The sequence below is a fragment of the Martelella sp. UBA3392 genome, assembly GCF_002358775.1.
In the GTDB taxonomy this organism is placed as follows: domain Bacteria; phylum Pseudomonadota; class Alphaproteobacteria; order Rhizobiales; family Rhizobiaceae; genus Martelella; species Martelella mediterranea.
Map to the genome: position 1 here is coordinate 1 of NZ_DEPM01000138.1, position 9,766 is coordinate 9,766.

Below are 9,766 nucleotides of genomic sequence, written 5' to 3' on the forward strand. Positions count from 1 at the left end.
GGCCAAGGCCTTCCTCGATGCCGTCGGCGCCTCCTCCGGTCCCCTTTACGCGACCGCCTTCCTGCGCGCGGGTGCCGCGGTCAGCGACCGCCTGAACCTCGATGCCGAGGCGCTGGCGGCATGGCTTGCCGCCGCACTTCAGGGCGTGCGCGACCGGGGCCGCGCGGAACCGGGCGACAAGACCATGATCGACGCCTGGGTGCCGGCGGTCGAACGCGCGCAGCAGGCCGCCGCCAATGGATCGGAGCTCGATGTCATCAATGCCGCCCGCGACGGCGCGGAGGCCGGCATGAAGGCGACGGCCGATCTTGAATCCCGCCGTGGCCGTTCGGCCAAGCTCGGCGCACGTTCCAAGGGCCATATCGACCCGGGCGCAGCATCGACATGGGTCACGCTGCGGGCCATGGCCGCCGCTCTGGCGGAGGCTCGCGCTCCCAAGTGAAATCTACCGTGGCCCGGCCATCAGCGCCCGGGCCACGGCTTCGTTGGTGGCAAGCCGGTTGACGTAGCCGCCGCGCAGGATCGCCCGGATGATCTGCACCTTCTCGATCCCGCCGGAGACAAGCATGGACATCGGCTTGAGCTTCATCTTCTCGGGACTGAGCGCCATGATCGAATCATTCAGGAAATGATCGACCGGCTGACCCCGGGAATCCAGGAAACAGCCCAGAAATTCGCCGACCGCGCCGCGTTTCAGAATCTCGTCCAGATTGTCCTTCACGACCCTGATCTGCGTCAGCGTCGTATCTTCGGCGAGCCAGCCGCAGGACGCGATGCCGAGATCGGCGATCTCGGTCCGGGCCAGTACGTCCGTCAACTCGTCGATCAGGAGCAGCGCCTCGCGGCTTTCGGGCGAAGCGCAATAGAGCGGGGCGGTCAGGTAATGGCATTCGACGCCCAGCTTGCGGGCAAGGCTCGTCGCCACCTCGAACGTGTTGGTGCCGGAGGAGCGCGTGGCGCCCCCGGTCAGGCCAACCACCCAGCTATTGGCATGCGGGCGCGCATTGAGGCGGCGCACGGCGAAACTCAGCGTGCGGCCCGTAGCGATGCCGATGCCCAGATCGCGCCGTTCGATCAGGCCGCTGGCCATCGCGCCGGCCGCCTCGCCGATCACCCGTTTCTGTTCAAGAAAATCCGGAACGTCAGGAACCACGGTGGCTTCGGCAAGGCCGTAGCGCTCGGCAACCGCCTCGGCCAGCGCAATGCAGCCGCTGAGCGGCAGCATGACGTCGATCTGGACCGCGCCGTCCTCGCGCACCTGGCCGATGATCTTGTTCACCCTGAGCCTGGTCATGTTCATCCGGGCCGCGATTTCCTGTTGAGTCAATCCGCCCACGAAGTAGAACCAGGCCACGCGCGCGCGCTCAAGCTGTTCCGGAAGGCTGTCGTTCGGATCGTCCACGCTCGATTCACCCATCATTCTGGTCGGCGGCCCGGTCTATCAGCAAGACCAAACCGAGACTTGCCGATATATGCGAATCTGCGCTGAAAGAATACCATAAGATATCGGTACGAAGGTGATCGCGAAGCCGTGCCCGGTCAGCTCTGGTCGAAGCAGCTAATAGCGGGCCGATGTCGCGGTCGGGCCAACCACCGTACATGTCCTGACGGAGGGATGTCAGGTTAATGCCGGTGACGAGATTCGCCGCTACCCCGCTGTGATGAGCCACCGTCCTGTCAGCTACGAACGCACCATAATGAATGCCGCGGTATCTACCGTGCGACGAGTCCTGTTTTGAGTGCAGGAAGCTCACATCTGAATTGACCTGTCCCTCGCAAGCGCGCGCATGATGTCGGGAAGGCGGGCCTGGGCGCTGGCGTTGAGATCGGCGTAGACCGAGTTTCCGTGCGCGTCGATGGCCACTGTCAGCGGTCCGAACATGTCCAGCCTGACCCGGGAAAGGCGGAACTGGACGATCAGATCGTTCCAGCCGGTTTCGCAAATCGCCTCGATACCTTCCGTCAGCAATGGCGCACCACCGCCAAGGATGGAAAGATAGACGCAACCCGTCTTCTTCATGGCGGCAACACAAGCGTCATCGAGTCCTCCCTTGCCGCCAATAACGGTCAGGCCGAAATGCTCGATGATGCGCGGCATGAAGGCGTTGAAGCGTGTGCTGGTGGTGGGATTGACGTAAAGCGGCCGGAGCGCGCCTTCCTCCTCGCGGCTCATGCAGCCGAGATGGAAGAATGCCCCGCCATCCATCGAAACCGGTGGCGGCCGCCCTTCCTCGATGCAGTCCATCAGGCGCTGATGCGTGGGATAGCCGGCGGTGATCACGGCATCACCGCGCAAAAAGACTGTATCGCCGAGCTTCAAGGAGCGAGCGAGATCGCGGGAGACCGGCAGATCGAGAATGTATTCACTCAAGATAGGTCACCTTCCCGTCATTGGAGATACGCGCCCGGGTGCGTCTGTTGATCCAGCAGTTGAAACAGACGGCCACCGGCGTGAAGCCGTGACCCGAGGCGTAGTCGATGTGGACGCCGAGCGCAGTGGTGTCGCCCCCGGTGCCCATGGGCCCGAATCCGGTCTTGTTGACGGCGCGGGTAAGCCGCTCCTCCATCGCGGCAAGGATTGGCTCGGGATTGGTGGTCCCGAACGGTCGCAATGTCTGCAGTTTCGCCATTTTCGCGGCATGGTCGAATGACCCGCCTATGCCCACACCGATAACCACTGGCGGGCAATGCTGCGATCCCGCCCTTATGGAAACATCGAGAATATAGCGCTCGATCTCCTCAAGCCTGGGATAGCTGAAGATTTCCAGCGCGGCCCAGCGCCCGGAACCGAGCGCCTTGGGCGAACAGGTGATATCGATGCAATCGTCATCCGAGACGAAGTCCCAGGTGATATGCGGCATGTCCTTGCCGTGATAACTGCGCTCGCCGGTCAGCGGGTTGGTAACGAATTTCAGGATCGGTGGCTCGATCGTTCTCACCAGTTCGTCGAACGCATCGACAAACGCCCTCTTGATATCGCCCTCGAACCGGGCCTTCGTGCCGATCTTGACGAAATAGACCGGAAAACCCGCATCCGAACAGACATAAGTGGACTTCTCTTCGGCGCGGCGGGCGCTTTTGATCATGAATTCGAGCGTCGTGCGGGCAGAAGGCGAGCTTTCTGTTTCAAGGGCGTTCTCCAGCGCCGCCTTCGAATTTTCCGGAATGCGCTTGAGCGCCCGATCATACAGCGTCCGCGCGGTTTCCCTGATGATGTCGTAGCCGATGGTCATGGCTCATCACTCCAGAAATTCTGCAGGCACGGTGATGCCCAGTTGCCGCCCGCGTTCGGCAAGCGCTTTTACGACGGCGGGAGCGAGCCTGATTGCACCTTTGCTCGCCGCGAGCTGTTCCGCGCTGCGTTCACCGGGTGTATAGAGCCGGTCCACGCCTTCGGCCCTGCGCGATTGCCGTACCCCGGCGATCGCTTCATCCGCTTCCGCCTTGAATTCCTCGAGTGGCCGGAAAGACGCGATATCGAGCACGATGAAAAGATAGGACGACATCTGTGGTCCGACGGTGCTGTCGTCAATCAGGCCGAGCTTTGTTCCCCAGGCCCCGCCGGACAATAACCCCGCGAGAAGGTCGATCATGAAGGACAGGGCAAAGCCCTTCGCGCCGCCGACCGGCAGCAACAATCCTTTCATCGCCTCCGCCGGGTCCGTGGTCGCAACGCCATCGGCATCCAGCGCCCAGCCGGCGGGAATATCCAGGCCAAGTGCGTTGGCCTGTCGGATGCGGCCGTAGGTGCCCGCGCTGGTTGCCATATCGAGCACGACCGCCTCCCGCGTCGCCGGTATGCCGATCGCAAGCGGATTGGTGCCCACGAGTTTTTCCACACCGCCGGGGGCGGCCATCACGGGCTTGGTGTTGCCCATGGCAATTCCCACGCAGCCGGCCTCGGCGGCCATGCGCACATAACGCCCGACCACGCCCATATGCTGCGCCCGGCGAACCGCGACGGCCGCAATGCCGGTTTCACGGGCCGTTTCTATGGCCAACATCATCGCATCCTCGGCGACCAGATGCCCTTCCATGCCATCGGCATCGAGCACGATCGCGCCGTGACTTCGGCTGACGACCTGTGGCGCGTCGGCGATCGACATCGCACCGGCAATCAGCCGCTCGATATACCTGTCGGCCTGCAACATCCCGTGCGAACCGCGCCCGGAAAGATCGGCCTCGATCAGGGCGTCGGAAACGCGCCCCGCCGCTTGCGCCGAAAGACCCGCCGCCGTGAAAAGATCAGTCGCGTAGCGGCGCAGGAGATCGGCTGAAAAAGTTACCTCATCTGACATTGGCAGAGCTCCGCAGCATGGCAAAACGCATTCGCCTCCAGGCGGGCATGCGTCGGGAAGCCGGGCACGAACTCCGTCCTGCCCGGCTTGTCTGGCTTATTGCGCGGTGATGCCCGCTTCCTTGATCACCACTGCGAATTTTTCGTAGTCGCCGGCAATCACCTGTTCGAATTCTTCGGGCGTGCTCGCGGCGATCGCGGTTCCGAGCTTGCCGAAGAACGCCCTGGCCTCGTCGGTCTCGAGATATTCCACGATCGCGGCGTTCAATTCGTCGACGATTTCCCTGGGTGTGCCCGCCGGCGCGACAAAGCCGTTCCAGGCGGTCAGTTCGTAGCCTTCAACGAACTCGCCGACCGCGGGCACGTCCGGCAATATCTCGGACCGCTCGGAGCTGGTGATCGCCAGAGGGATAAGCGCACCGGATTCGATGTGCGGCACGGCCGTCGTCAGCGTGTCGAAGGCGAATGGAATCTCGCCCGAGATCAGGGCGCCGAGCAGGTTGCCGCTGCCGGCATAGGGGATATGCACCACATCGCCGCCGATATCCTGCAACAGCATTTCCATCGACAGATGCTGACTGTAGCCGATCCCGCCGCTGCCATAGTCATACTTGCCGGGATTGGCCTTGATCTTGTCGACCCATTCCGGAAAGGTTTTCACGCCGAAGGACGGGTTCACGAGCAGCAGGTTCGGCGCATAGGAGACCATGGTAATGGCCTCGAAATCCTTGACCGGGTCGTAGTTCACATCCGGGTTCAGCGAGGGCAGGATCGAGAACGACGAGAAGATGAACTGGATGGTGTAGCCATCCGGCTCCGCGCTCCTGACCTCGGATGCCGCAAGCGCGCCGCCGGCCCCCGGCAGGTTCTCGACGACGAAGGTTTCGCCGAATTTTTCGCTCAAGGCGTCGGCAACGATCCGGGAAACGGTATCGGCCGTGCCGCCCGGCGATGACCCGACGACAACGCGGACAAGATCGTTTGGATAGTCGCTCTCCTGTGCAACGGCGACGCCTGTCAATGCCGCAAGTGCCAGGGAAACGGAAGTCAATAGTGTCAGGGGTTTCATGGGGTCCTCCTCCTCATTTTGGGTTCAGATCGCGCCTGTTGCTCGCAGGTTGGCGATTTCTTCGGTGCTATAGCCGAGCTCGGCGAGCAATTCCTCGTTGTGCTCGCCCAGACGCGGTGGCGGGCGATCGATCCGCGCGCCGCCGTGATCCAGTTTGAACGCGGCCTTGGGAGCCGTGATCTTTCCGGGAATACCGGGCTCATCTTCGTAATGGTGCAGAATGTCGCGGCTTTCGAGCTGGCCGTGGGCCAGCGTTTCCGGCAACGTCCATATCCGGGCGGCGGGGATATGATGGTCCTGAAACCAGTCCTCCCACTCGGCCGCCGTTTTGGTGAGCAGGATGGGCAACAGGATTGCGCGCTCGGCATCGGCGCCCTTGCGGCGTTCACCATTATTGGCCTTGACCAGTTCGGGATGCCCCAGCGCCTTCCAGAGCCGCTCCTGCTGGCGCAGATTGATGGCGGCGATCTGAAGCTTGCCGTCAGCCGTGTCGTAGAGCCCGCATGTCGAAAACTCGTGCCGGTTGCCGCCCGCCTTCGGTTCCTTGCCCGAACGGCTGTAATTGGTCAGATGGGCGCCCATCAGCATCAAGGCGGTATCGAGCATGGAAAGATCGATATATTGCCCGATCCCGGTCCTTTCTCTTTGGAAAAGGGCTGCGGCGAGCGCGAACGCGCCCATCGCGCCTGTGGAATAGTCAACGGCCGGCGTGCCGACCTTCATCGGCACCATATCGGCTGTTCCGTTGACCATCATCAGGCCCGACACCGCCTGGATGACCTGATCGTATCCGGTCTGCCCGCCGCGCGGCCCGTCCTGCCCGAAGGCGGACATCGAGGCGTAGATCAGGCGGGGGTTGAGTTTTCTGAGATCCTCATAGCCGAGCCCCAGCGCCTTCAGTGCTCCCGGCCGGAAGTTTTCGACCAGAATATCCGCGCCGGGCACCAGCTTGCGCAGGATCTCGCGCCCTTGCTCGGTTTTAAGATCCAGTGTGAGCGATCGCTTGCCGCCATTCTGGATGATGAAGTGGGTGCCGATATTATCGGCCGAAAGCTGCGGATCGCTGCCATCGATACGGGTCTGTTCCGGTTCGTGCGGGTTTTCGATCTTGATGACGTCGGCCCCGAAAACCGCGAGCTGGTAGGTCGCGAAGGGCGCCGCCAGAACATGGGTGATGTCGAGTACCCTGATGCCCTCGAAGGGGCGGATGTCGTTGATGGGGTTCATGGTCTAGCCCTCGCTTTCAATGAAAGCTTCTTCGCGCTTGCGGGCGATCGACGGCAGCGCCAGCAGGGCGAGCACGATGGCGGCGGCAACGAGAAATGCCAGGCTGATCGGCTCTGTCAGGAAAACGGTCGGATCGCCGCGCGACATCAACATGCTGCGCCGCAATTGCTCCTCCATCATCGGGCCGAGAATGAAGCCGAGCGTCAGCGGCGCCGGCTCGCAGCCAAGCCGCATCAGCAGGTATCCGAGCAAGGCGAAGAAACCGAGTTCGTACATCGAGAAAAGCGTGCCGGAGGCCGAGTAGATGCCGACAGCGCTGAACGCCATCACCGCCACGACCAGCACCGAATAGGGCACCGACAGAAACTTCACCCAAAGGCCGATCAGCGGCAGGTTCAGGAGCACCAGCATGAAATTGCCGATCCACATCGACACGATCAGGCCCCAGAACATACCAGGCTGCTTGACGATGATGTCGGGTCCCGGCTGGATGCCCTGAATGATCATTGCCCCGATCATCAGCGCCATCACGGCGTTGGACGGTAGCCCGAGCGTCAGCATGGGGATGAAGGCGGTCTGCGAACCGGCATTGTTGGCCGCTTCCGGTGCGGCGACGCCCTCGATCGCGCCCTGGCCGAATTCGGCCCGGTTCTTCGAGACCTTCTTTTCCACGATATAGGCCGCGAACGAGGAGAGCATCGCGCCCCCGCCCGGCAGAATGCCGAGTGCCGAGCCAATCGCGGTCCCGCGCACCGACGGCATGAAGATGCGCTTGAAATCCTCGCGCGACAACCACAACCCCTTGACCTTTTCGTTGAGGACATCGCGAACTTCAGTCGTCTCCAGATTGCGCAGGATCTCGGCGATGCCGAACAACCCTATGGCCAGCGCGACGATGTCGACGCCATCGGCAAGTTCGAGCATGCCCATGTTGAGGCGGGTTGTGCCGGTGTAGATATCCGTGCCGATAATGCCGAGCAACAGCCCGAGCAGCACCATGGCGATCGCCTTCAGCACCGAGCCATGGGCAAGCACGACGGACGCGATCAGGCCGAGCACCATCATCGAGAAGTAGGAGGGCGGCCTGAAGGCCATCGCCACATGGGTAAGCGGCGTCGCAAACAGCGCGATGATCAGGGTCGCGACCGTTCCGGCAAACAGCGAGGAAAGCGCCGCGGTCGCAAGCGCCGGCCCCGCTCTGCCGTTACGGGCCATCTGGTAGCCGTCGAGCGTGGTGACGGCTGATGACGCCTCACCGGGAAGATTGAGCAGGATCGCGGTGGTCGAGCCGCCATACTGGGCGCCGTAATAGATGCCGGCAAGCATGATCAGCGCCGAATCCGGCCCCATGGAAAAAGTGACCGGCAACAGGATGGCGATCGTCGCCAATGGTCCGACGCCCGGCAATACGCCGACCAGCGTACCGCCCAACACGCCGACAAAGCAGAAGAACAGGTTCTTGACGGCGAAGGCGACCGAAAAACCCAGTGCGAGATTGTTGATGAAATCCATGGGTGCAGCCTCCTATCGCAGCCAATTGCCCAGAAGAGGCAGGTTAAGCCCGAGCGCGACAGAGAAGATGCCGATGCACAGCAGCGTAACAGCGACCGACAACGCCGCCGATTTCAGCAGCGTCATCTCCTTGATCGCCATGGCCGAACAGAAGCACAGCAGCAGAAGGGCAATGGCAAGGCCGAGCGGTTTCATGGCCGCGCCGAACAGGATGAGCGCCACCGGCAGGAGCACGACAGCCCGCCAGGGCACGTTCGACAGCGTCAACGGCGCTTCATCCGAACGCAGGCCGCTGACGACGATGACGAGGCCGAGCAGCGCGAGAAGACCGCCCAGCACGGCCGGAAAGAAGCCCGGTCCCATGCGGAACGCGTTACCGATTTTGAGTCCATAGACCGAAGAACCGCAGAACCAGAGACCGAACGCTATGAAAAGCAATCCGGAAATCAGATCGGCGTTGAGTTTTGTTTTCTGCATGTTTCGAGCATTTCTCGTCTTTTTTGAAGGAATCCGCGACGGCGCGTTCACAATATCCGCGTGCCGATTCAGCGATACAGCCACTCGCCGACGTTTCGACAGGCGAAAGGCGGGGATAACGACAAGGTGTGCGTCCCCCGGCTCCGGCAAGATGGGCCGGCGCAAGGCTGCTGCCAGAACGGCACGGCTTTCCGGGTAAGCGAGGGAGGCGATAACCGACATGAAAATTACCGAAGTCCGCTGCAGCGGCTACCGATTGCCTTTGAAGCAACCCTTTACCTCCAGCCGCGTGACCATGACCCACCGCGAACTGGTGCTGGTCGAGGTAAACACGTCGGATGGGCAGAGCGGAACCGGCTGGTGCACGACGGCGGGCGTGGGCGCCGCCTCCGCTGAAGCGTTGATCACCGGCTATCTCGCCCCCATGCTGACCGGGATGGATCCGCGCAACACCGAGCAGGTCTGGCAGCGGCTATGGATGGAATGCCATGCCGCAGGGCCGGGCGGCATCACCACGCTGGCGCTCTCGGCGATCGACATTGCAATGTGGGATCTGAAGGCTAAGGCCGCCGGCGAGCCGCTCTACCGGTTGCTGGGCGGCGCCCGAAGCACGGTCGAGGTCTATGCCAGCGCCATCAACCTTCACCTTTCGAAGGACGACCTTCTGGCGCAAACGCGCGGGCAACTCGAAGAGGGCTACAGGGCCTTCAAGCTCAAGGTCGGCAGGCCCGGATTGGATGAAGACCGCGAGCGGGTCATGGCGGTCCGCAAACTGATCGGGCCGGACTGCCAGCTCATGCTCGACGCCAACCAGAAATGGTCGCCCGGCGAAGCCATTCAGCGTTCCCGCCTGCTGCTCGAGGCCGCGCCGCTGTTTCTGGAAGAGCCGCTGCTTTCCGATACGATCGACGGCCATGCCGCGCTGCGGACGGCCATCGGCATGCCGATCGCGGCAGGCGAGCAGCTTTGCAACCGTTTCGAATTCTGGAACTATATCCGCGCCGGCGCGCTGGATTTCCTGCAACCTGACGTCTGGAAGGTCGGCGGCATTACCGAATTCGTGAAGATCGCGGCGCTGGGCGCGGCAGCGGGCATTCCGGTCTCCCCTCACGGGGCCGCGGAGCTTTCGGTCCATCTCGCGGCTGCGCTCCCGAACGCCATGCATGTGGAGAATATCTTCGGCC

General features: G+C 62.5%; 10 protein-coding genes. 2 read left to right on the top strand and 8 right to left on the bottom strand.

Annotation, left to right across the window (positions count from 1 at the left end):
- Nucleotides 1–442, top strand: a 442-nt coding sequence (locus B4E36_RS10215; protein WP_345900307.1) for a DAK2 domain-containing protein, incomplete at its 5' end; no start/stop codon positions are given.
- Nucleotides 443–445: 3 nt separating this feature from the next.
- Here the strand turns inward: B4E36_RS10215 and B4E36_RS10220 are convergent.
- The 8 genes from B4E36_RS10220 to B4E36_RS10255 all read right to left on the bottom strand — a co-directional run bounded on the left by B4E36_RS10220 (nucleotide 446) and on the right by B4E36_RS10255 (nucleotide 8,804).
- Nucleotides 446–1,402, bottom strand: coding sequence for a sugar-binding transcriptional regulator (locus B4E36_RS10220; protein ID WP_292057720.1), 957 nt, complete (start codon nucleotides 1,400–1,402; stop codon nucleotides 446–448).
- Between the two features lie 348 nt (nucleotides 1,403–1,750).
- On the bottom strand, nucleotides 1,751–2,371 hold the full coding sequence (locus tag B4E36_RS10225; RefSeq protein ID WP_292057722.1) for a fumarate hydratase C-terminal domain-containing protein: 621 nt from the start codon (nucleotides 2,369–2,371) through the stop codon (nucleotides 1,751–1,753).
- Nucleotides 2,364–3,233 carry a fumarate hydratase gene (locus tag B4E36_RS10230; RefSeq protein WP_292057724.1) on the bottom strand — a complete coding sequence of 290 codons (870 nt, stop codon included), beginning with the start codon at nucleotides 3,231–3,233 and terminating at the stop codon, nucleotides 2,364–2,366. Before B4E36_RS10230 ends, B4E36_RS10225 begins: the two co-directional genes overlap by 8 nt.
- A gap of 6 nt (nucleotides 3,234–3,239) precedes the next feature.
- Nucleotides 3,240–4,298: an Ldh family oxidoreductase gene (locus B4E36_RS10235; RefSeq protein ID WP_292057726.1), complete on the bottom strand. Its 1,059-nt coding sequence runs from the start codon at nucleotides 4,296–4,298 to the stop codon at nucleotides 3,240–3,242.
- Nucleotides 4,299–4,394: 96 nt separating this feature from the next.
- Nucleotides 4,395–5,366, bottom strand: a complete 972-nt coding sequence (locus B4E36_RS10240) for a Bug family tripartite tricarboxylate transporter substrate binding protein (protein ID WP_292057728.1) — start codon at nucleotides 5,364–5,366, stop codon at nucleotides 4,395–4,397.
- Between the two features lie 24 nt (nucleotides 5,367–5,390).
- Nucleotides 5,391–6,593 carry a CaiB/BaiF CoA transferase family protein gene (locus B4E36_RS10245; RefSeq protein WP_292057730.1) on the bottom strand — a complete coding sequence of 401 codons (1,203 nt, stop codon included), beginning with the start codon at nucleotides 6,591–6,593 and terminating at the stop codon, nucleotides 5,391–5,393.
- A gap of 3 nt (nucleotides 6,594–6,596) precedes the next feature.
- Nucleotides 6,597–8,105: a tripartite tricarboxylate transporter permease gene (locus B4E36_RS10250; protein WP_292057731.1), complete on the bottom strand. Its 1,509-nt coding sequence runs from the start codon at nucleotides 8,103–8,105 to the stop codon at nucleotides 6,597–6,599.
- 12 nt (nucleotides 8,106–8,117) lie between these two features.
- The gene (locus B4E36_RS10255) at nucleotides 8,118–8,804 is read right to left on the bottom strand and encodes a tripartite tricarboxylate transporter TctB family protein (RefSeq protein ID WP_292057733.1); all 687 of its coding nucleotides are present in this window, start codon (nucleotides 8,802–8,804) and stop codon (nucleotides 8,118–8,120) included.
- On the opposite strand from B4E36_RS10255, the gene B4E36_RS10260 reads away from it, so the two are divergent.
- The coding region (locus B4E36_RS10260; protein ID WP_345900308.1) for a mandelate racemase/muconate lactonizing enzyme family protein at nucleotides 8,803–9,766 on the top strand (964 nt) is incomplete at its 3' end. The genes B4E36_RS10255 and B4E36_RS10260 overlap by 2 nt on opposite strands.

Excerpts from the sequence above, each read along its gene's own strand:
- B4E36_RS10240 (WP_292057728.1), bottom strand. The coding sequence starts at position 5,366 with ATGAAACCCCTGACACTATTGACTTCCGTTTCCCTGGCACTTGCGGCA.
- B4E36_RS10235 (WP_292057726.1), bottom strand. The coding sequence starts at position 4,298 with ATGTCAGATGAGGTAACTTTTTCAGCCGATCTCCTGCGCCGCTACGCG.
- B4E36_RS10250 (WP_292057731.1), bottom strand. The coding sequence starts at position 8,105 with ATGGATTTCATCAACAATCTCGCACTGGGTTTTTCGGTCGCCTTCGCC.
- B4E36_RS10230 (WP_292057724.1), bottom strand. The coding sequence starts at position 3,233 with ATGACCATCGGCTACGACATCATCAGGGAAACCGCGCGGACGCTGTAT.
- B4E36_RS10255 (WP_292057733.1), bottom strand. The coding sequence starts at position 8,804 with ATGTCGGTTATCGCCTCCCTCGCTTACCCGGAAAGCCGTGCCGTTCTG.
- B4E36_RS10245 (WP_292057730.1), bottom strand. The coding sequence starts at position 6,593 with ATGAACCCCATCAACGACATCCGCCCCTTCGAGGGCATCAGGGTACTC.